This window comes from Halomonas sabkhae, from assembly GCF_030409265.1.
GTDB lineage: Bacteria > Pseudomonadota > Gammaproteobacteria > Pseudomonadales > Halomonadaceae > Halomonas > Halomonas halmophila.
This window is the reverse complement of sequence record NZ_JAUFPM010000017.1, coordinates 320224-342527: the sequence shown is the minus strand read 5'-3', so window position 1 is coordinate 342527 and position 22304 is coordinate 320224. Positions and strand designations below refer to the sequence as shown.

Sequence of the window (22304 nt, the reverse complement as noted above, 5' to 3'; positions counted from 1 at the left end):
ACCCGGGTTAGAGGGTGCGCGTGACCTTGCGTAGATGCCGCGGCTTGTCGGGATCACTGCCCCTGGCATCGGCGAGCTCCGCCACCATGCGATAGAAGCTCTGGATCACCGCCAGGGGTTGCAGGTCGTCGTGGCCGGCATCGGTCAGGGTCAGGTGACGCCGGGCCACCGATTCATCGGCGGCCAGCAGCACCCGGGCACCCGCCTCGCCGAGCCAGTCGGCCAGCTCGAGTAGCCCGGCCTGCTCCGCTCCGGGCGGAGCGAACACCAGCACCGGATAGCCATCCTCGATCAGCGCCATGGGCCCATGTCGCACCTCGGCACCACTGAACGGCTCGGCCTGGATGCCACAGGTTTCCTTGAACTTGAGCGCCGCCTCCTGGGCTACCGCCAGGCCTGAGCCGCGGCCGATCACCATCAGGCGGTCGGCATCGACGAGGGCTTCGACCGCCGCTCCCCAGTCCTGCTCCACCGCCTGCTCGAGCCGATCCGGCAAGGCATCGAGCCCCGACAGCAAGGACGAATCCCGGGTCCAGCAGGCCAGCAACTGAGCCGCCGCGGAAAGCGTCGCCAGATAACTCTTGGTGGCCGCCACGCTGCGCTCTTCGCCGGCAAACAACGCCACCTCGGCATCGCTGGCCTGCCCCAGCGGCGACTGTGGGGTATTGACCAGCGCCAGCGTCTGCGCACCACCCCGCGACAGGGCCTGCTGAGCCGCCACCAGGTCCGGGCTCTGACCCGATTGCGAGATGGCAATCGCCAGCTGGCCCGCGACGCGCCAGGGGGCATGCGACAGGGTCGACAGCGAAGGCGGCAACGAAGCCACCGGCATGCCCAGGCGCTTCATGCACAGGTAGGCGAAGTACGCCGCGGCATGGTCCGAGCTGCCGCGGGCCACCGTCATGCCCGCCAGTGGCGGTTGCTCACGCAGCCGGGCACCCAGCGCGGCCAGCATCTCGGCGTTGCGCGACAACTGGCCGTGAATGCGTTGCGGGGCATTGCGGGTTTCTTCAAGCATCAGTGACACGGGATTCTCCTTGGACGACGAGTCGGCCGCCGACATGGACGTTCAACAGGTTCAGGCGGCTATCCAGTTCGACCAGGTCGGCATGCGCCCCGGCCTCCAGGCGCCCAAGATCATGGCGACCCAGAAATTCCGCGGGGAAGCGCGACAGCCGGTCGGATGCCTCGGCCAGGGTCAGGCCGAGCCCCACCAGGTTGCGCAGCGCCTGATCCATGGTCAGGGTGCTGCCGGCCAGAGTGCCGTCGGCCAGTCGGACACCACCCAGGCACTTGGTCACCGCATGTTCGCCCAGGCGATACTCGCCATCCGGCATGCCCGCCGCCGCGGTGGAGTCGGTCACGGCATACAGATGGGGGATACAGCGCAAGGCAGCGCGCATGGCACCGGGATGCACATGCAGGAGGTCGGGGATCAGCTCGGCGTACTCGGCATGCGCCATGGCCGCGCCGACCATGCCGGGGGCACGGTGATGCAGCCCGGACATGGCATTGAACAGATGCGTGAAGCCGCAGGCGCCGTGCTCCAGCGCCGCCACGCCTTCCTCGTAACTGCCCAGGGTATGGCCGAGCTGGACGCGCACACCGCGCTCGCTGAGCTGCTCGATCAGGGTCAGATGGCCGGCCAATTCCGGGGCCAGTGTCAGCAGCTCGATCGGCGCCAGCTCGCGCAACGCCTCGATTTCCTGGATGACACCGGGGCGCGCATGTGGCGGTTGCGCCCCCAGCTTGCCCGGGTTGATATAGGGCCCCTCGAGGTGCACGCCCAGGACGCGACTGGCGCGCTCATCCGGCGACGCCAGGTAACGGGCAATATCTCCCAGCACGCGACGCGTCTCGTCATCGCCCGCGGTCATGGTGGTCGCCAGCAGGCTGGTGGTGCCGAAACGCACATGGGTGGCGGCCACCGTTGCCAGCGCCGTGCCCCCCTGCATGACATCCGCACCGCCTCCACCATGCACGTGCAGGTCGATGAATCCGGGCAGCAGGCGCGGCAGATCGTTGTGCTGCGGATCGACCGCTTCGCCGTCGATTCGGCTGATGCGGCCGTCCTGCCAGTGCAGTTCGCCGAGTCGCCAGCCCTCGGGGGTCAGAATATTGCCGTAACGCATGCTGTCTCCTGAAGTGTCCCGCCGCCTCAACGCGTCAGCTCGACGATGAAGTCGTAGTAGTCGGTGCGGCAGTAGGTGGTCGTCAGCTCCGCCGGGGTGCCATCCGCCAGATAGCCCTGGCGGGTGACCTTGAGCAGCGCCTGACCCTCCGGCACCTCGGCCAGCCGGGCCAGTTCGGCATCCGCATTGATCGCCGTGACGTGCTGCAGGGCGCGTGCCACCGGCCGTCCCGAGGCTTCCAGAAAGGCATACAGCGAGTCCGCGACACCCTCGGGATCACTCAACACCGACTGGGGCAGGCAGCTCTCCTCCACTGCCATCACCACCTCATCCGCCAGTCGCAAACGCTTGAGCCGGGCCACGCGCGCCTCGCCTCCCAGCCCAAGCCGCAGGGTCTCGTCTGCCGTGGGCGCGGTCAGTTGGCGTGACAGCCAGTGTGAGCGCGGGCTGAAGCCCCGCTGGGTGAGCATCTCGGTAAAACTCGCCAGCCGTGTCAGGGGCTGGTTCAGACGCGGCGTGATGAAAGTGCCCGAGCCGCGGGTCCGGCGAATCAGGCCACGCTCGGCCAGACGTTCCAGTGCCTTGCGCGCGGTGATCCGCGAGACATTCAGCGATTCGGCCAGGGTGCGCTCGGAAGGCAGGGCCTCACCGGCCTGCCAGGCGCCCTGCTCGATCACGTCTTCGAGCCGGCTGGCCAGCTGGTGATACAGCGGCGTGGACAAGCCGGGGTCAAGGTGCAGCTGTTCGAATCGAGGATCCATGGGTTTTGCTCGCGGCCTGCTGAATGGCGTTGACTGTAATGGAACCAATATAGAACAACAGCAATACCAATTAAATACCATTACCCTTATACCTTGGTCGATCTCTGGCCGACGACCGAGTCGCCAACCCGGCCGCAGACCGTCCTCGCACTACCCGACGCGCCTTGCGATCCCGACGCGTTTGGACATGCCGGTACGATTGGCGTGGGTCGCTGGAATCCGTATAGTGACCCCCCTATCCCGCCATTCGATCGTAATCATGCTGCAGAACAACTCGGCGCTTGCTCAGCTCAAGCAACAGATCCGCGACAACACCCCTCGAGTCGAGGGCGTGATCAAGGCCACCGAACGTGGCTTCGGATTTCTCGAAACCGACGACGGCACCTCCTATTTCGTGCCGCCGCCCGCCATGAAGCAGGTGCTGCATGGTGACCGGGTCGCGGCTGTCGTGCATCAGGACGGTGACAAGACCTCGGTGGAACCGGACACGCTGCTGGAGCGTGGCCTGGAGCGGTTTGTCGCTCGGGTCCGCAAGCGCGATGGGCGCCTGGCGGTGATTCCCGACCATCCGTCGATGAACACGCCGCTCAAGGCACGCCTCAAGAACACCCTCGACGAAGCCTCGTTCGAGGAGGGTGACTGGATCGTGGCACGCCTGCTGCGCCACCCGCTCAACCCGGATGACCGTGCCTTCTTCACCCAGATCGACGAACTGGTGGCCAAGCACGACAATCCCGCGGTGCCCTGGCGGGTCACCCTGGCCCGTCATGCGCTGGAACAGGCCAGCCCGCAAGCGGGCGATGAGTGGCCCATGCAGGACGAAGGCCTGCAGCGCGAGGACCTGACCGCGGTGCCCTTCTTCACCATCGATGACGCCAAGACCCGCGACATGGATGATGCGCTGCACATCGAGCCGCGCGACGCCGGCGGCTGGCGCATGACCGTGGCCATCGCCGACCCCACCGCCTATGTACAGGAAGGCGATGGCGTTGACCTGGAGGCCCGGACGCGCGCCTTCACGGTCTACCTTCCCGGCCAGAACGTCACCATGCTCCCGGAACGCCTGGCCGATGATCTGTGCTCGCTGTGGGAAGACCAGGACCGACCGGCCCTGGCCTGCTGCCTGGATGTCGAGGCGGATGGTGCCCTGGGCGACTATCGTTTCTTTGCCGCCACCGTCCGCTCCCATGCCCGCCTGGCCTACGACAACGTTTCCGACTGGCTGGAAGGCCAGGGTGAATGGTCGCCCGAGGCCGGCATCGGCGAACAGCTCCAGGCCCTGCAGCAGCTGACCGAGGCCCGCAGCGCCTGGCGTGCCGAGCATGCGCTGGTGTTCAAGGATCGTCCCGACTATGTCTTCGATCTGGATGACGCCGGCAATGTGCTGAACATTCGCACCGAGCAGCGGCGCATCGCCAACCGCATGATCGAGGAGTCGATGATTGCGTCCAACGCCTGCTGCGCGGACCTGCTCGCCCGACATGTCGGCCACGGCATCTTCAATGTGCATCGCGCCTTCGAGCCCGAGAAGGCCGAATCGGCCCGGGACTTCCTGGCCGACCAGAACATCGAAGTGGCCATGGAAGCCCTCACCGAGCTGCCGCGTTACAAGGAGCTCAAGCGCGAGCTCGAAGCCCGCGACGATGCCTGGCTGGATGCCCGCCTGCGTCGTTTTCAGGGCTTCACCAACATGTCGGCACGCCCTGGGCCGCACTTCGGCCTCGGCCTGGATGCCTACGCCACCTGGACATCGCCGATTCGCAAGTACGGCGACATGGTCAATCATCGCCTGATCAAGCGTGTGCTCAAGGGCGAGCAGGCACCGGCGGAGGCCAGCCTGGAACTGACCGACCAGTTGACCGAACGTCGTCGCCTCAACCGCATGGCGGAACGCGACGTCAAGGACTGGCTGTATGTGCGCTTCCTCGGCCCCTATGCGGCCTCCGACGAGGCCTTCGACGCCGAGGTCATCGCCGTCAACCGCGGCGGCATGCGTGTCCGCCTGACCGCCAATGGGGCCACGGCCTTCATTCCGGCGCCGTTGATGCACACGGATCGCGACAAGGTGGTCATCGACGACAAGGAAGGCCGCATCCAGATCGATGGCGAGGAACGCTTCAAGCTCGGTGATGCCATTCGCGTGGCCCTCACCGAAGCGCGCGAAGAGTCCCGTTCGCTGGTGGGTCGTCCGGTGCACTGAGCCGTACACCATCCTGACCCGATCGACGACGGCGGCCCACGGGCCGCCGTTGTCGTATCCGGGTCTCGAAACTGTCGTCGAACTGTCGTAATCCCGACCTAAGCTGGAGGGCGATCATCCTGACACCGGGAGCGCCTCTTGCACCTCGTCGACGTGACCATGTTCCATGCCCCTGCCAGTGGTGGCGTACGTACCTATCTGGGCGCCAAGCACCGCTGCCTCGCCGACGTCGCTGACGTTCGCACCAGCCTGCTGGTCCCCGGCGCCGAGCGCGACGCCCTGGGGGATTGCCATACCCTGCCCGCCCTGCGCCTGCCGCTGGGTCAGGGCTATCGGTTTCCGTTGCGACGCCGTCCCTGGCGGGAGGCCATCGAGCGCCTGGCCCCCAACCTGATCGAAGCCGGCGACCCCTATGTCACCGCCTGGTCGGCCCTCGACGCCGGCCAGCGCCTGGGCGTGCCGGTCGTCGGCTTCTATCATTCCGATCTGCCGCGCCTGATGGGCGATCGCTTCGGCCACACCGTCGAGCGGCGCCTCCAGGCCTATGTAGCCGACCTTTACGGGCGCTTCGACAGCGTGATGGCCCCCTGCCGGGCCATGGCCGAGCGCCTCGAGGCCTGGGGCGTGCCGGACGTGCGCGTCCAGTCGCTGGGCGTCGACCTGGACACCTTTCATCCCGAGCGCGCCGATGAGGGGCTGCGAGCCTCGCTCGAACTGCCCGACTCGACCCGCTTGCTGGTCTTTGCCGGACGCAATTCCCGCGAGAAGCATGTCGACCTCCTGCTCGAGGTCATGCAACGCCTCGGCAGCGACTACCGACTGCTGCTGATGGGGCCCGGCATGCCCACTCGCGTGCCGGCCAATGTGACCAGCGTGCCGCGCTGCTGCGATCGTCACGAAGTGGCCCGGGCCCTGGCCAGCGCCGATGCCATGCTGCATGCCGGCACCCGGGAAACCTTCGGCCTGGTCGCGCTGGAAGCCATGGCCAGCGGCATCCCGGTGGTCGGCGCCCGGGCCGGCGCCCTGATCGAGAATGTGCCGCTGGGCGGCGGCATGCTGTGCAATCCCCTCGACCCCGCCGACATGGCGCGGGCCGTGGAAGAACTCTTCCTCAATGACGTGGCCGCCAGCGGCCGACATGCCCGCCGCTATGTCGAGCGACGCTTCGGCTGGCAGGCGGTCATCGATGACCTCCTCGTGCATTACACCGGCCTGTCGCACCAGGCCGTCGACACGGCGTGGTCGCGGCATGGCTGAAGCCTCGGCACCCAGGCGGCTTCCATCGGCCCGCTGGGGATGGCTCGCCCTGGCCGTGTCCATGACGCTGATCGTGCCCGGGCTGCTGGGCGGCCGACAGCTGCTCGCCGCCCTGGAGCGCTTTCCGCTGGACGTACTGGGCCTGATGCTGGTGCTGGTGGTGACCTGCTGGAACCTCAATGCGCTGCGCCTGCGTCTATTGCTGGACGGTCGCGCCGGCCGGCTCGGCCAGGGCGGTGCCCTGGGCATCGAGATGGCCGCCAAGTTCGCCCTGTGCGCCACACCGGGAGGCAGTGGTGGCGCCGTTACCCTGCTGGCGTTACTGGCCAGACGCGGCTTGCCCCCGTCTCGCGGCTCGGCGATCTTCCTCGTCGATCAGGGCTGCGACATGCTGTTCTTTGTGGCGATGCTCGGGGTACTGGCGGGAATGTCGCTGGGCGGCGATGTCGACTGGCCGCACCAGGGACTGCTGGCCACGGCCATGCTGGGGCTGGTCGGCCTGATGGCGCTCAGCATGCTGACCATGCTGCGGCTTCCCCGGCTGTTGCGTCGACGTCCCGGCTGGGTGTGGCGCCGGCTGTCTGCGAGGCGGCGACGCTGGCTGTCACGTCGTCTGCTCGGTTGTCGACGCACCCTGGTGGCGACACTGACCCTGCCACCGCTGCAGCTGGTCGGCATCATGGGCTTGTGCGCCGCTCATTGGCTGTTGCGCTACAGCCTGCTCTACCTGGCGGTCCTGGGTATTGGCCAGCATGTGGACTGGGCCTGGACCTTCCTGACCCAGATGCTGGCCATGGCGGCCAGCCAGATGAGCGTGCTGCCGGGCGGCGCCGGGGCCGCCGAGCTGGGTGTCGGCGCCCTGCTGATGCCGATGATGCCGGCGACCCAGGCGGCGGCGGCCATCGTGGTATGGCGCTTGACGACCTACCACCTCTATCTGATCGCCGGCGCCCCTGTCTTCATGGTCTTGATGGGACGCTGGTGGCGCCGCTCATCCGGCGGCGCCCCCTTCATTGCGCCGCTGCGGCGGCGCTGGTCGCCTGCCCGGCACGCCGGCGCGAACGCGCCACCCAGTAGCCGACCCCGCCGGCGATGATCAGCATCAGGCCGCAGCCGGCTGCCAGCAGATAGGCCCCGGATACGGCGCCGTCGGACACCGGCAGGCGCGATGCCACCTCGGCCAGGGTGGTGGCATATTGCTGCCAGAGGAACAAGCCAACCGCGACACCCGACACCATGGTGGCAATGGCGATCCAGCGCGTGCCCTTGCCCCACTTGGCTTCGACACTCGGGTCATGCTGATGCAGGAAAAGGCGATATTCGCGTTCCGCTTCGCTGACACGAGTAAAGCGCGAAGCCAGCACAATGGCGATCAGGGCCACCACGGTACTGATGACGACCGGGTGCAGATAGACCGGGAGCTGAACCCAGCCGGCCTGCTCCGCCAGGGACAGCATCAGGTTGCCCAGGAAGCCGACGATCAGCCCCCAGCCGGCTCCGGCGGCCGTGATCCGGCGACTCCAGATACTCATCAGGGCAACGGGTCCCCAGGAGGACGCGAACAGCGTGGCCGCGAACCACACCACGGCCATCACCGCGGGTGGCTGGAACAGGGCCAGCAGGAGCGCGGTGAGGCCGGTCACCAGGATGGCGATGCGACTGGCGCGCATGGCCGAGGCTTCGTTGCGCGAGGGCGGCAGAATGTCGTTGGAGAGACTGAAGCCGATGATCGACAGGAAGGTCGAGCAGGACGACAGCCCCGCGGCGAAGACGCCGGTCAGGATGACGATGCCCAGCCATGCCGGCAGCACGTTGAGCGCGGCCCAGACCATGGCGCGCTCGGACTCGAGTCCGGTGTCATAGAGGTTGATCGCCGCCCCGGTGACCATCATCACCGCATAGAAGACGGCCAGGGCCACGGCGGTCAGCATGGCGGAGCGCATGACCACATGCTCGTTGCGCGCCATCAGGTAACGGCTCGCCTGCCAGGGACTGGCAGCCAGAACGGCCGCCCATACCAGGCCCAGCGTCAGTCCCCAGGTCAGGGCTTCGCCGGGGGTCGAGAAGTCGGCGCCATTGCCTTCGATGACACCATGCCACAGGGCGATGCCCGGCTTGTCGGACTGACTGACAAGGCCCTCGATGATGCCCTGCCAGCCGCCGAGGTCGCTGATGATATAGATCGAGCCACCGAAAGCGGCCACCGAGAAGATGACGAACATGACCGTGTCGGTGAGCACCACGCCCGGGGAGCCGGAATACAGCACGAAGCCAGTGTAGGTTGCCCACACCAGCACCAGGCCGACCCAGTAGGGCATGCCGGTCAGTTCGGCAAACATGATGCCGGCGCCCTGCATGACGCCCAGCAGGTAGGCACCCAGGCCAATGACCGTGGTCAGGCCGGCAATCATCTGAACGCGACGCGAGGCAAAACGCTTGCCGAAGAACTCCGGCACCGTCAGCGCCCCGCTGCGACGCAGGTAACGCCCGAAGACCAGCGCACCCAGCAGACACCCCGAGGTACTGACCGCCGCGAAGATCAACATCACGAACGGATAGCCCTGGTAGGCGTAACCGGTTTCACCGAGGAAGGCGCTGGTACTCAGATAGCTGGCCACCAGCGTGCCGAGGATCAGAAAGGTCGGCGCATTGCGTCCGGCGACCAGATAATCATCGAGATGCTTGACCCGTCGCCCGGCCAGATGGCCGATGACAAAGTAGCCGACAAGGCTGAAGAGAATCGCGAGAGTGTAGATCATGAGCATACCATTAGGCGGTTTATTGTATGCTCTATATGATGAAGCTCAGCGTTGCCGGTATTATTCCCTCAACGTCATGCCATCAAGCATTCACGACATCCGGCTCAGGCTTTTTGATCACCGGCATGAGCCCAAGGGTGATAATTCACCATCCCGTTGGCTAGACTGAAGGTTCAGGGAATCCACCATTTCTGCCGAGCAAGGATGCAGCGCCGCTTATGAAGACGTTCTGGGGACTGCGTACCAAGTCGACGCTGGCACTGCTGACAGCCTGCGTGGCGGCACTCATTCCGGCCCTGCTGATTGCCTGGCAGGCGCTGGATGATGTACGACGCCACTTTGCCTCCGGCTATGCCGAACAGTACACCCTGCTGCACATGCAGCGCATCCTGACCCCGATCTCTCGGGATCTGGCGTTGTCACGCCGTCTCGCCGACTCGGTGGTCACCCGTGAATGGCTGGCCGACCCGGATGATCCCCGATTGCGCCGGCGTTTCTTCGAAGAAGCCGGCGGCTACCGTGAACAGTTCAGCGACGACGCCTACTTCATCGTCGAACACGCCAGCGGCGATTACCATTACAACGCCGACCAGCAGGATTTCAGCAGTGCACCGCGCTATCAGCTGTCCCCGGATGACCCGGATGACGACTGGTACTACCACACCATCCAGGATCCGGCGACCTACACCATCGACGTCAGCCAGGACCACAAGCTGGGCGTCACCAAGGTCTGGTTCAACGTCAAGATACGCCAGGACGGTGAACTCCTCGGACTGACCGGTGGCGGCATCGACCTGGGAAGCTTCCTCGATCGCTACATGCGCGACAGTCCGACCGGACTGACCCCCATGATCATCGACAAGCAGGGGCTCATCCAGGCACATCCGGATCGCGAACGGGTCACCGTGGGCACGGACGACAGCCTCGCGGGGCAGGATCAAACGAGTCGACTGCACAACCTGCTGGACGACCCGCAGCAGCGCGACGCGCTCGACGGCATATTGCAAAAGGCCCTGCGTCAGCCCGGTAATGTCCGGACCCTCGAAGCCAGCATACAGGGCAGGCCGCATCTGCTCGCCGTCGGCTACCTCCAGGAACTCGACTGGATGCTGGTCACGGCCGTCGACCTGCGTGCCACTCCGGTGATCAACGAGCGCTGGCTGTGGCCCATGATCCTCGGGCTGCTGGCCGTACTCGGCGTCCTGGCCCTGGTCTTCATGTATGCCAGCAACCGGCTGATCCTGCGCCCGGTGCAACGACTCCAGCGTTCGGCCCGGGCGCTGGCGGATGGCGGCGAGCACACACCCCTGCCGACCAGCCGACAGGATGAAATCGGCCAGCTGTCACGCACCTTCTCGTACATGGCGGAACGCATTGCGCGTCATACCCAGGATCTCGAGGAAAGGGTGCAGAAGCGTACCCAGGAGCTGATGCAGGCCAATCAGGAAATGCAGCAGGCCCGGCGCGAGATCGATGCCTCCATCGAATATGCCAGCATCATTCAGCGCGCCATCCTGCCCAACCGGCGGCTGGCGGCGCGCCTGCCGGATCAGCATGCGGTGCTCTGGCGCCCGCGGGACACCGTCGGCGGCGATGTCTATGTCTTCCATGCCGACGACCAGGGCTATCTGATCGGCCTGGTGGACTGCGCGGGGCATGGTGTCCCCGGCGCGCTGATGACCATGCTGGCGCGAGCCATCATCGATAACGCCATTCTGCGCCACGGCCCGAGCGACCCGGCGGCCCTGCTCAACGAGACGGATCGTCAGATTCGCGCCACCCTGCATACCGGGTCCCAGCTCAATGTCATCGCCACGCACATGGATGCCGGGCTGGTATGGATCGAGCCACAGGCATCACGCCTGACCTTTGCCGGGGCCAAGATGACGCTCTACACCACCGACGGCCATCAGCTGGAGTATCATGACGGGGGCAAGCGGGCGCTGGGTCAGAAGCGCATCATGACCTATCGCAACCAGGCCCTGCCATTACACCACGACTGGACCTATACCCTGTGTACTGACGGGTTCCTGGATCAGGCCGGCGGAGAGCATGGCTTCGGCTTCGGCCACTCACGCCTGCACGACATGCTGCAGCGTCACGCCAGCGCCCCCCTGGACGAGCAGATCGCCGCCTATGAGGCGGAACTCGAAGGCTATCGCGGCAACTTGCCGCAACGCGACGACATCACCATGCTATGTTTTCGGTTTGACGCTTCCTCGACGGCCTATCGTCAGGACGCGTCCGACACATCACGAAGCAACGAGAAGGACGCAACATGAACCTTTTGACCCTGCGCGAGAACTATCTCAAACAGCGCATCATGCTGTGCTTCAATGGCCCGATCTCGCGCAGCCTGATCGAAGAGATCGGCAATGCCCTGCGCAACTATCTCAACACTCAGGAAACTGCCCCCTCCTCGGCGATGGATGTGTTCTCGGTGTATATCGAGATGACCCAGAACATCCGCCACTATGCCGGCAGGCAGGGCTATGATGACGAGCAGGCCACGGCGACCGTGGCGGTGGCCAGGGATGACGAGGGGCATTATCTGGTGTCCGCCGGCAACCTGGTAGAACTCGAGGATGGCAAGGCTCTGGTCGAGACCGTGGAAAACCTGGCAGGCCTCGATGCCGTCGAGCTGAAGAAAGCCTACAAGCAACAACTTCGCCGCCCGCGTGAAGAGGAACACAGTGGTGCCGGGCTGGGCTTGCTGGACATGGCGCGCAAGTCGACACGGCCGCTGCAGGCGTCCATCGAGCCATTGCCTTCCGGTCGCGGCTTCTTTAGCCTCACAGCCACCATATAACGGTCAAAATGCTCATGCTTGAAGATCTGAATATTATCGGCAGCCAGTCCACCCCGACGATTCAAAGCGACTGGCAAGGCGGGCGCCTTTACATGTGCGGGGACTCCTACCCGGAGAACTCCTACGAACTCTTCGGCCAGGTCATCAACTGGACCGAGACGTTTCTCGGCAATGCCAGCCACGGGCTGCATCTCGAGCTGGAACTCGTCTATCTCAACACCAGCTCGGTCAAGGCGATGATGGATATCTTCGACCTGCTCGAGGACGCTCACCAGGGCGGCAAAACGGTCAGTGTCACCTGGCGCTACGACACGCGTAACGAACGTATTGCCGAACTCGCCGAAGAGTTTCGCGAGGACTGTACCTTCCCCTTCGATATCACTCCACAGCAGGCCAAGGCGTGACTAAACCCCAGCCCAAGCTTTTGCAGCATATCGAGGAACTGCTCCAGGATGCGGCGCACCAGGACAGCCCCCTGCGCGAGCCGCTGGCACAGCTGTACCAGCATCACCTGGAACAGCAGGAAAAGCTCGAGCGCCTGATCACCATCGCCGATGGCTATCAGCAGAGTGCCCATGAAGACTTGCACCTGACACGCGAGCAGCTCGAGCAACAGATACGCCGCCAACAGAAGCTGTCGCGAATCGCCGATCGCTACCAGGCGCTGCTGCGCGAGCGCAACCTGGCGCTCAGGGCCGCTTCCAGCGTCGACCCCTTGACCGGCCTCGCCAATCGGCGGCGGCTCAATGAGCAACTGGAACAGTGGCATGCCACCGCCGAACGCCATCAACGCGCCCTGACCCTGGCCATGCTCGACATCGACCGCTTCAAGAGCGTCAACGACAGCTTTGGCCATGGCACCGGAGACAAGGCGCTCGAGCTGCTGGCCGGCGGACTCCAGGAGTCGCTCCGCGCATCGGATATCTGCGGCCGTTGGGGCGGCGAAGAGTTCCTGTTGCTGCTGCCCGAGACCTCGCTGGACCAGGCGACGCCGCTGATGGAGCGACTGTGTCAGCACCTGCGCCAGCTGCAGATTCCTGTCGACGATGACCGGCATATCGCGCTGACCGCCAGTGTCGGCGTGGCCGAGCACCGCCTCGGGGAGGCTATCGACGCCACCGTCAAGCGCGCCGACAAGGCCCTGATGGAAGCCAAGCGCCAGGGCCGTGACCGCTGGAGTGCCGCCCCCGCCTGAGTCACCGACGCCCGCGACCAGGGCCGAGCCTCGGCCCACGCGAGATGCCAATCGCATCACCATAAATGCAAAAGGGCACCCGGAGGTGCCCTTTCATGCGCATCAAGCGACATCCGGCCGTTTTACCAGCCAGTTGCCTCCTTGAGAGCATCACCGATCTCGGCCAGGGAGCGGACTGTCTTGACGCCAGCCGCTTCCAGAGCGCCGAACTTCTCGTCGGCGGTACCCTTGCCGCCGGCGATGATGGCACCAGCGTGCCCCATGCGCTTGCCGGGAGGCGCGGTGACACCGGCGATATAGGCAACCACCGGCTTGGAGACGTTCTCCTTGATGTAGGCCGCCGCTTCTTCCTCGGCCGTGCCGCCGATTTCGCCGATCATGACGATCGCCTCGGTGGCCGGGTCCTTCTCGTATTCCGCGAGAATGTCGATGAAGTTGGAGCCCGGAATCGGGTCGCCACCGATACCCACGCAGGAAGACTGACCGAAGCCATGGTCGGTGGTCTGCTTGACGGCTTCATAGGTCAGGGTGCCGGAACGCGAAACGATACCGACCTTGCCGGCCTGGTGGATATGTCCCGGCATGATGCCGATCTTGCACTCATCCGGCGTGATGACACCCGGGCAGTTAGGGCCGATCAGGCGCACGCCCAGCTCGTCGCACTTCATCTTGACGTCGAGCATGTCCAGTGTCGGGATGCCCTCGGTGATGCAGACGATCAGCTTGATGCCGGCATTGGCGGCTTCCAGAACCGAGTCCTTGCAGAACGGCGCCGGCACATAGATCACGCTGGCTTCGGCACCGGTCGCTTCGACGGCTTCGGCCACGGTATTGAAGACCGGCAGCCCCAGGTGTTCCTGGCCGCCCTTGCCCGGCGTCACGCCACCCACCATCTTGGTGCCGTAGGCGATGGCCTGTTCGGAATGGAAGGTACCCTGGCCACCGGTGAAACCCTGACAGATGACCTTGGTGTTCTTGTCGATGAGGATGCTCATTACTTGCCCTCCGCTGCCTTGACGACCTGCTGAGCCGCATTGGTCAGGCTGGTAGCAGCGATGATGTTCAAACCACTGGCGGCCAGTTTCTCGGCACCCAGCTCGGCATTGTTACCTTCCAGGCGAACCACGACCGGGACATTGACGCCCACTTGCTCGACGGCCCCGATGATGCCTTCGGCGATCATGTCGCAACGCACGATACCGCCGAAGATATTGACCAGTACGGCCTTCACCGAGGTATCCGAGAGGATGATCTTGAAGGCTTCGGCGACGCGCTCCTTGGTGGCACCACCCCCCACATCGAGGAAGTTGGCCGGCTGACCGCCATTCAGCTTGATGATGTCCATGGTACCCATGGCCAGGCCTGCGCCATTGACCATGCAGCCGATGTTGCCGTCCAGGGCCACGTAGTTCAGGTCCCACTTGGCCGCGTCGGCTTCGCGCTCGTCTTCCTGAGACGGGTCGCGCATGGCTTGCAGGTCCGGATGACGATAGAGCGCATTGCCGTCCAGGTTCACCTTGGCATCCAGGCAGTGCAGATTGCCTTCCTCGGTGATGACCAGCGGGTTGATCTCGAGCAGCGCCAGATCCTTGTCGTGGAACAGCTTGGACAGCCCCAGGAAGATCTTGGTGAACTGCTTGATCTGATCACCGGAAAGGCCGAGCTTGAAGCCGAGTTCGCGCGCCTGATACGGCTGAGCGCCGACCAGCGGGTCGATTTCGGCCTTGAGGATCTTCTCGGGCGTCTCCTCGGCGACCTTCTCGATCTCGACACCACCTTCGGTGGAGGCCATGAAGACCACCCGCTGGGTGCCACGGTCGACGACTGCGCCCAGATACAGCTCATCGGCGATATCGGTGCAGTTCTCGACCAGGATCTTGGCTACCGGCTGACCGTTCTCGTCGGTCTGGAAGGTCACCAGGCTCTTGCCCAGCCACTGCTCGGCGAAATCCTTGGCCTCTTCCGGGCTCTTGACCAGCTTGACGCCACCGGCCTTGCCGCGGCCGCCTGCATGGACCTGGGCCTTGACGACCCACTTGTCACCGCCGATTTTCTTGCAGGCTTCCGCTGCTTCCTCAGGGGTGTCAACGGCAAAGCCCTTGGACACCGGCAGGCCGTAATCGGCAAACAGCTGTTTGCTCTGATACTCGTGAAGGTTCATCGATTCATGCCATTGGTTGCATGTGACTCGAACGATGGCCCGGCAAACTCGATGCTCGCATCGAGCCCGGACCATCACCGTTCGCTTCCGATACATGGCCGGAAGCGACACGCCACCCGAAGGTGGCGCTTATTGTCTTACTTGCGCTTCTTGCGGTTGGCCATGTGGATCGCATGGCCATCGACCGCCAGCGCCGCCTCATGCACGGCTTCGGACGTGCTGGGGTGTGCATAGCAGGTCAGTGCCAGATCCTCGGCGCTGGAGCCGAATTCCATGGCGATCACGCCCTGGGCAATCAGTTCACCGGCATGCTGGCCCAGAATGTGCACGCCCAGCACGCGGTCGGTCTCGGCATCCGCGATGACCTTGACCTGGCCGTCCGGCGCATTGTTGGCCAGCGCCCGACCGTTGGCCGAGAACGGGAAGGAACCGGTCTCGACCTTGATGCCTGCGGCCTTGGCATCCTCTTCGCTCATGCCGACCCAGGCCACTTCGGGCGCCGTGTAGATCACGCTGGGAATCGCATCATAGTTCATCTCGGCCTTGTGGCCGGCGATGACGTCGGCAACCATGACGCCTTCCTCGGAGGCCTTGTGCGCCAGCATCTGGCCACGCACGCAGTCGCCGATGGCGAACACGCTCGGCACATTGGTGCGGCACTGGTCGTCGACACTGATGAAGCCGCGCTCGTCCAGCTCGACCCCCACGCCGTCACCGATGACGCCCTTGGTATAGGGACGACGACCGACGCAGACGATCAGCTTGTCGAAGGTGACTTCCTGCTCGCCCTTGGCGTCCGTGTACTTGACGACCACCTCATTGTCCTTGATCTCGGACCCGGTGACGCGGGCACCGAGCTGGATATCCAGGCCCTGTTTCTTGAACAGCTTCTGGGCATCCTTGGCGATGGCCTTGTCGACCATCGGCAGGAAGTCATCCATGGCCTCGAGGACCGTGACCTCACTACCCAGGCGACTCCAGACGCTGCCCAGCTCGAGACCGATGACACCGGCACCGATGACACCGAGACGCTGCGGCACTTCCTCGAATTCCAGGGCACCCGCCGAGTCGACGATGAGGCCCTCGGTCAGCGGTGTGGGCGGAATTTCCACCGGCACGGAACCGGCGGCCACCACGATGTTGTCGGCCTCGTAGGTCGTGGCCTTGCCATCCTGATCGGTAACCTCGACCTGGGTGCCGCCGGTGACCTTGCCGGTGCCATCGATCGCCGTGACGCCATTGGCCTTGAACAGCGCGCTGATACCGCCCACGTTCTTGTCGATGACCTGCTGCTTGAACTCAAGCATCTTGGGCACATTGGGGGTCGGCGCTTCCATGTCGATGCCGATCTCGGCGAAGTGGTCGCGCGCCTCGGCGAACTTGTGCGAGGACTCGAGCAGTGCCTTCGACGGAATGCACCCCACGTTCAGGCAGGTGCCGCCATGCACGGTCTTGCCTTCCTTGTTGACCCACTTCTCGACACAGGCGGTCTTCAGACCCAGCTGCGCGGCGCGAATGGCGGCGACGTAGCCGCCGGGGCCCGCACCAATGACGATCACATCAAACTTGTCAGCCATGTCGGCTCCTATCGTTGCTCTTCGCTGAGAGGCTCGTTATCCCGCGGCTCAGACATCCAACAGCAGACGCGCCGGATCCTCGAGCAGTTCCTTGATGGTCACCAGGAATTGTACCGCGTCCTTGCCATCGATCATGCGGTGATCGTATGACACGGCCAGGTACATCATGGGGCGCACCTCGACCTTGCCGTTCACCGCCATGGGACGCTCCTGGATCTTGTGCATGCCCAGGATCGCGGTCTGCGGCGGGTTGAGGATCGGTGTCGACAGCAGCGAACCGAAGATGCCGCCATTGGTGATGGTGAAGGTGCCACCCTGCATCTCGTCGATGCCCAGCTTGCCGTCACGCGCCCGCTTGCCGAAGTCGACGATGCCCTTCTCGACATCGGCAATCTTCATGCTGTCGGTGTCGCGCAGGACCGGTACCACCAGCCCGCGGTCGGTGGAAACCGCAACGCCGATGTCCTGATAGCCGTGATAGACGATGTCGGAACCGTCGATGGACGCATTGACATCCGGGAAGCGCTTCAGCGCCTCGGAAGCCGCCTTGACGAAGAAGCCCATGAAACCGAGCTTGGTGTCGTGCGCCTTGAGGAAGGTGTCCTTGTACTGGGCACGCAGGTCCATGACCGCCCCCATGTCCACCTCGTTGTAGGTGGTCAGCATGGCGGCCGTCTGCTGGGCCTCGACCAGGCGCTTGGCGATGGTCCGGCGCAGCCGCGTCATGGGGACACGCTTCTCGGGGCGCTCACCCTCCACGGCCGGTGCCGCAACGGCGGCCGCCTTGGCGCCATCGCCGGCGGGCTTGTCGGATTTGGCGGATTTCTGGGCCGAGCCATCCTTGACCGCCTTCTGGACGTCTTCCTTGAGTACTCGACCACCCTTGCCGGTGCCCTCGATCTTGTTGACGTCCAGATCATGTTCGGCGACCAGCTTGCGCGCCGCCGGGGCGAGGATCTTGTCGCCGACCTTTTCGTCCTTGTCGTCACCGCCGGCCTGGTCGGCTGACGCCGCCTTGCCGCTGTCCTCGCTCGGCGCATCCTCACCGCCGGCGCCTTCGGCGAAGACGGCCAGCACGGCCTCCGACTCGACCTGGCTGCCCTCTTCGGCCTTGATCTCGCTGAGCGCACCATCCGCCGGCGCGACCACTTCGAGGACCACCTTGTCGGTCTCGATCTCGGCCAGCACCTCGTCGCGCTTGACCGCCTCGCCGACCTTCTTGTTCCAGCTGGCCACGGTGCCTTCCTGGATGGATTCCGGGAAGGTCGGTGCCTTGACGTCATGCTGAGCACCGCCGGCGGCCGGCTTGGCGTCACCGCCGTCGTCGCCTGCGTCGTCAGCTTTGCTCTCGGCCTTGGCCGAGTCGTCGCCGTCCTTCGACTCGCCTTCACCGTCACCGGCCGCCTCGGCTTCACCCAGGCGTCCCAGCACCTGCTCGGACTCGACGGTGTCACCTTCTTCGGCTGTCACTTCGGCCAGGGTGCCGGCTTCCGGCGCCACGACCTCGAGCACGACCTTGTCGGTCTCGATCTCGACCAGTAGTTCATCGCGCTCGACACTGTCGCCGGGCTTCTTGTGCCACGCGGCCACGCTGCCTTCAGCAACGGATTCCGGAAAGGTTGGTGCCTTGATGTCGGTAGCCATGGTATTTCCCTTATGTTCTCTCTCGTCCCGGTGGTCGGCCTTACAGATTGAAGGCGTCATCCACCAACTGGCGTTGCTGTTCTGTATGCACGGACATGTAGCCCGCTGCCGGTGCAGCAGAGGCCGGGCGGCCGGCAAACTTCAGTCGGCCACCCAGGCCCGACTTGAGACGCTCGATGGCGATCCGCATGTGATGCTGACTGGGATACCAGGCGCCCTGATTGAGCGGCTCTTCCTGACACCACACCACATCGGTGACATTGGCGTAATCCTTGATGGCCTGGTAGAGCTCCTCTTCCGGGAACGGATAGAGCTGCTCGAGACGCAGAATGGCCACGTCATCGCGTGCGTTTTCTTCGCGCCAGTTGGCCAGGTCATAATAGACCTTGCCGGCACACAGGACGATCCGCTCGACTTTCTCGGCATCGCGCTTGCCCTGATCGGGCACGACCATCTGGAAGTGCCCGTGAGCCAGCTGCTCGAGGTCGGAGGTAGCGTCCTTGTGACGCAGCAGGCTCTTGGGTGACATCACGATCAGCGGCTTGCGCAGCTTGCGGATCACCTGGCGGCGCAGCAGATGGAAGATCTGGGCCGGCGTGGTGGGCACGCATACCTGCATGTTGTGCTCGGCACAGAGTTGCAGGAAGCGTTCCAGGCGTGCCGAGGAGTGCTCGGGGCCCTGGCCTTCATACCCATGCGGCAGCAGCATGGTGAGTCCACACAGCCGCTCCCACTTGGTCTCGCCGGAGGAGATGAACTGGTCGACCACGACCTGGGCGCCGTTGAAGAAGTCACCGAACTGGGCTTCCCAGACCACCAGGTCATTGGGCGCCGTCGTCGAGTACCCATACTCGAAGGCCAGCACGGCTTCCTCCGACAGGAAGGAGTCGTGGATCGTGAAGTCCGGCTGATCCTTGGTCAGGTGCTGCAAGGGCACATAGGTGCTGCCGTCATTCTGGTTGTGGACCACCGCATGACGGTGCGAGAAGGTACCACGGCCACTGTCCTGACCGGTCAGGCGCACCGGATGTCCTTCATCGAGCAGGGTGGCGTAGGCCAGCGTCTCGGCAAAGCCCCAGTTGGCCGCCATGCCCCCCGCCTGCATCTTGCGACGGTCATCATAGATCTTGCTGACCTGGCGCTGAACGGAGACGCCATCGGGAATGGTGCACATCCGCGAGGCCAGGTGCTGCAGGCGCTTCATGTCGACACTGGTGTCGGTATAGCCCGACCACTCGTGGCCGAGATAGGGCTTCCAGTCGACGAACAGCTCGGTATTCGGCTCCTGCACCAGTGCATTGGCCACATGGTTGCCGGCCACCAGGTCATCGCGATAGGTGTCGACCATGGCCTTGGCCTCGTCCTCGGTCAGCAGTCCTTCACTGACCAGGCGCTTGGCATAGACGGCGCGCGACGAGGCATGCTCCTTGATCTTGCGATACATCATCGGCTGGGTGCCGGACGGCTCATCGGCCTCGTTGTGGCCGCGGCGCCGATAGCAGACCAGATCGATGACCACGTCCTTCTTGAACTGCTGGCGATAGTCGAGTGCCACCTGCGTGGCATGGTGGACGGCGTCCGGATCATCACCATTGACGTGGAAGATCGGCGACTGAACCATCTTGGCGATATCGGTGCAGTACTCGGTGGAGCGCGAATCCAGCGGATGGGATGTCGTGAAGCCCACCTGGTTGTTGATGACGATGTGGACCGTGCCGCCGGTCTTGTAGGCACGGGTCTGCGACATCTGGAAGGTCTCCATGACCACGCCCTGACCGGCAAAGGCCGCATCGCCATGGACGTTGATCGGCAGCACCTTGCCACCCTCGTCATCATCCCGGCGATCCTGGCGGGCGCGAACCGAGCCTTCGACCACGGGCGCGACGATTTCCAGGTGCGACGGGTTGAAGGACAGCGCCAGGTGAACCTCACCGCCCGGCGTCATGACGTTGGAACTGAAGCCCTGGTGGTACTTGACGTCACCCGAGCCACGCTCGACGACACGCTTGCCATCGAACTCGTCGATCAGCTCCGAAGGATTCTTGCCGAGGATGTTGACCAGCACATTGAGACGGCCGCGGTGGGCCATGCCGATCACCACTTCCTTGGTGCCATAACCACCGCTGCGCTGGATCAGCTCGTCCATCATGGGAATGAAGGATTCGCCGCCTTCCAGGCCGAAGCGCTTGGTGCCGGGATACTTGGAAGCCAGGTAGCTCTCCAGGCCCTCGGCAGCGGTCAGGCGTTCCAGAACATGCTTGCGCACATCCTCTTTGAACTTCGGTGCACTGCGAACCGACTCGAAGCGCTGCTGTAGCCAGCGTTTCTCTTCGGTATCGACGATATGCATGATTTCACAGCCGATACTGCGGCAATAGGTCTGCTGCAGTGCCTCCACGATATCCTTCAACGGTGCCTTGTCGGCCCCCATGAAGAAGGAACCGGTCTGGAACTCGGTATCGAGATCCGACTTGGACAACTGATGGAAGGAAAGGTCGAGGTCGGGAACCGGGGTCGGGCTACGCAGGCCCAACGGGTCGATATCGGCTTTTTGATGCCCGCGCACGCGGAAGGCGTTGATCAGCTGCAGGACCTTGACCTGCTTCTTGTTCTCGCCCGCGTCGGACGAGGCTGCCTGGGCGGTGCGGCGTTGCTGGCCCAGTTGATAGAACTGTTCACGTGTGGGGGCGAGCGGAACGTCCTGGGTGGCGCTGCCATCGGGACTTGGCAGTGTATCGAAGTATTCTCGCCATTCATCGGGGACGGTAGTGGGATCATCCAGATACTGCTCGTAGAGCGCTTCCACGTAATGCACGTTGCTGCCCGTTACGTGAGAGGAGCGCCACATCAACTCCATTATGCCTTGTTGCATCTCTCGGTCACCCTGCACTGATGGGGTGGTATCAGCGTCGCACGGCTCATCCCATACGACATCTTTAGCGGCCACCCAAGGTGGTCTCACCCGTGATTTCGATGGCCGAAAGCCGGTGCACTGGGCACCGGCTTTCGGACGAATCACCGGGTCAGGGCTGCGACCATGCGTCGCAGCTCAAGGCCGGTGAGCATGATAACAAGCCAGTCGCCACGATTTAAGTGGCATTGGCCAGCAACATTTCACGGATCTTGCCAATCGCGCGCGTCGGATTCAGCCCCTTGGGGCAGACTGCCACACAGTTCATGATGCCGCGGCAGCGGAACACGCTGAATGGATCCTCGAGCTCGGCCAGGCGCTCCTGAGTGGCTTCATCACGAGAATCGGCCAGGAAGCGATAGGCTTGCAACAGCCCTGCCGGCCCGACGAACTTATCCGGGTTCCACCAGAATGACGGGCAGGACGTTGAACAGCAAGCACAAAGAATGCACTCATAGAGCCCGTCCAGCTTGTCGCGGTCTTCCGGCGACTGCAGCCGTTCGATGGCCGGCTCGGGGTTGTCGTTCTGCAGGTACGGCTGGATGCGCTCGTACTGCTTGTAGAACAGGCTCATGTCGACCACGAGGTCACGAATGACCGGCAGCCCCGGCAGCGGGCGCAGCGTCAGCTTGCCCTTCTTGACCACTTCGGACAGTGGCGTGATGCAGGCCAGACCATTCTTGCCGTTCATGTTCATGCCATCGGAGCCGCAGACGCCCTCCCGGCAGCTGCGCCGGAAGGCCAGCCCGCTATCCTGCTCCTTGGCCATGTGCAGAACGTCCAGCACCATGATGTCACGGCCCTGGGTGTCGATCTGGAACTCCTCCATGTAAGGGGCGGAGTCGGTTTCCGGATTGTAGCGGTAAAGAGATACCTGAAGCATGGACATCGTGACTCC

At 64.2% G+C, this 22304-nt stretch carries 17 protein-coding genes; 7 read left to right on the top strand and 10 right to left on the bottom strand.

All coding sequences use genetic code 11. The features are described 5' to 3' along the window. Nucleotides 1-7: 7 nt before the first annotated feature. Genes QWY79_RS12370 through QWY79_RS12360 form a run of 3 tightly spaced genes read right to left on the bottom strand, consistent with a single transcriptional unit; the run spans nucleotide 8 to nucleotide 2893 of the window. Nucleotides 8-1018 (bottom strand): SIS domain-containing protein, encoded by a 1011-nt coding sequence (locus QWY79_RS12370; RefSeq protein ID WP_290273453.1) that lies wholly within the window; start codon nucleotides 1016-1018, stop codon nucleotides 8-10. After that, on the bottom strand, nucleotides 1011-2132 hold the full coding sequence (locus QWY79_RS12365; protein ID WP_290273150.1) for an N-acetylglucosamine-6-phosphate deacetylase: 1122 nt from the start codon (nucleotides 2130-2132) through the stop codon (nucleotides 1011-1013). Before QWY79_RS12365 ends, QWY79_RS12370 begins: the two co-directional genes overlap by 8 nt. 26 nt (nucleotides 2133-2158) lie before the next feature. After that, nucleotides 2159-2893 carry a GntR family transcriptional regulator gene (locus QWY79_RS12360; RefSeq protein WP_290273148.1) on the bottom strand — a complete coding sequence of 245 codons (735 nt, stop codon included), beginning with the start codon at nucleotides 2891-2893 and terminating at the stop codon, nucleotides 2159-2161. A gap of 259 nt (nucleotides 2894-3152) precedes the next feature. On the opposite strand from QWY79_RS12360, the gene QWY79_RS12355 reads away from it, so the two are divergent. The 3 genes from QWY79_RS12355 to gpgF all read left to right on the top strand — a co-directional run bounded on the left by QWY79_RS12355 (nucleotide 3153) and on the right by gpgF (nucleotide 7446). Then, nucleotides 3153-5093, top strand: a complete 1941-nt coding sequence (locus QWY79_RS12355; protein ID WP_290273147.1) for an exoribonuclease II — start codon at nucleotides 3153-3155, stop codon at nucleotides 5091-5093. 138 nt (nucleotides 5094-5231) lie between these two features. Then, nucleotides 5232-6350 carry an N-acetylglucosaminyl phosphatidylglycerol synthase gene (gene gpgS, locus QWY79_RS12350; RefSeq protein ID WP_290273145.1) on the top strand — a complete coding sequence of 373 codons (1119 nt, stop codon included), beginning with the start codon at nucleotides 5232-5234 and terminating at the stop codon, nucleotides 6348-6350. Next, nucleotides 6343-7446 carry a glucosaminyl phosphatidylglycerol flippase gene (gene gpgF, locus QWY79_RS12345; RefSeq protein ID WP_290273143.1) on the top strand — a complete coding sequence of 368 codons (1104 nt, stop codon included), beginning with the start codon at nucleotides 6343-6345 and terminating at the stop codon, nucleotides 7444-7446. The genes gpgS and gpgF overlap by 8 nt, the downstream gene beginning before the upstream one ends. Here gpgF and QWY79_RS12340 read toward each other — a convergent pair. Next, nucleotides 7361-9109 carry a sodium:solute symporter family protein gene (locus QWY79_RS12340; protein ID WP_290273140.1) on the bottom strand — a complete coding sequence of 583 codons (1749 nt, stop codon included), beginning with the start codon at nucleotides 9107-9109 and terminating at the stop codon, nucleotides 7361-7363. The genes gpgF and QWY79_RS12340 overlap by 86 nt on opposite strands. A 218-nt stretch (nucleotides 9110-9327) precedes the next feature. Between QWY79_RS12340 and siaA the strand changes: the two genes are divergently transcribed. From siaA to siaD, 4 genes are read left to right on the top strand one after another with little or no spacing between them, the layout of a single operon-like run. Next, the gene (siaA, locus tag QWY79_RS12335) at nucleotides 9328-11391 is read left to right on the top strand and encodes a biofilm regulation protein phosphatase SiaA (protein WP_290273138.1); all 2064 of its coding nucleotides are present in this window, start codon (nucleotides 9328-9330) and stop codon (nucleotides 11389-11391) included. Then, nucleotides 11388-11918, top strand: a complete 531-nt coding sequence (siaB, locus tag QWY79_RS12330) for a biofilm regulation protein kinase SiaB (RefSeq protein ID WP_290273136.1) — start codon at nucleotides 11388-11390, stop codon at nucleotides 11916-11918. The genes siaA and siaB overlap by 4 nt, the downstream gene beginning before the upstream one ends. Before the next feature lie 14 nt (nucleotides 11919-11932). Then, nucleotides 11933-12322 carry a biofilm regulation phosphoprotein SiaC gene (gene siaC, locus QWY79_RS12325; RefSeq protein WP_290273134.1) on the top strand — a complete coding sequence of 130 codons (390 nt, stop codon included), beginning with the start codon at nucleotides 11933-11935 and terminating at the stop codon, nucleotides 12320-12322. Next, nucleotides 12319-13113, top strand: a complete 795-nt coding sequence (siaD, locus tag QWY79_RS12320; protein ID WP_290273132.1) for a biofilm regulation diguanylate cyclase SiaD — start codon at nucleotides 12319-12321, stop codon at nucleotides 13111-13113. The genes siaC and siaD overlap by 4 nt, the downstream gene beginning before the upstream one ends. 122 nt (nucleotides 13114-13235) lie before the next feature. Here siaD and sucD read toward each other — a convergent pair whose 3' ends face one another. From sucD to QWY79_RS12290, 6 genes are all read right to left on the bottom strand, one after another. Beyond that, a complete protein-coding gene (gene sucD / locus QWY79_RS12315; RefSeq protein WP_141317705.1) occupies nucleotides 13236-14108 on the bottom strand; it encodes a succinate--CoA ligase subunit alpha in 873 nt (290 codons plus the stop codon). After that, a complete protein-coding gene (gene sucC / locus QWY79_RS12310; protein WP_141317703.1) occupies nucleotides 14108-15274 on the bottom strand; it encodes an ADP-forming succinate--CoA ligase subunit beta in 1167 nt (388 codons plus the stop codon). The genes sucD and sucC overlap by 1 nt, the downstream gene beginning before the upstream one ends. Nucleotides 15275-15411: 137 nt before the next feature. Continuing rightward, nucleotides 15412-16851, bottom strand: a complete 1440-nt coding sequence (lpdA, locus tag QWY79_RS12305; protein WP_290273129.1) for a dihydrolipoyl dehydrogenase — start codon at nucleotides 16849-16851, stop codon at nucleotides 15412-15414. Between the two features lie 48 nt (nucleotides 16852-16899). Then, nucleotides 16900-18495, bottom strand: a complete 1596-nt coding sequence (odhB, locus tag QWY79_RS12300) for a 2-oxoglutarate dehydrogenase complex dihydrolipoyllysine-residue succinyltransferase (RefSeq protein ID WP_290273127.1) — start codon at nucleotides 18493-18495, stop codon at nucleotides 16900-16902. 40 nt (nucleotides 18496-18535) lie between these two features. After that, the gene (locus QWY79_RS12295) at nucleotides 18536-21367 is read right to left on the bottom strand and encodes a 2-oxoglutarate dehydrogenase E1 component (RefSeq protein ID WP_290273125.1); all 2832 of its coding nucleotides are present in this window, start codon (nucleotides 21365-21367) and stop codon (nucleotides 18536-18538) included. A gap of 217 nt (nucleotides 21368-21584) precedes the next feature. Next, nucleotides 21585-22295: a succinate dehydrogenase iron-sulfur subunit gene (locus QWY79_RS12290; protein ID WP_290273123.1), complete on the bottom strand. Its 711-nt coding sequence runs from the start codon at nucleotides 22293-22295 to the stop codon at nucleotides 21585-21587. Nucleotides 22296-22304 lie beyond the last annotated feature (9 nt).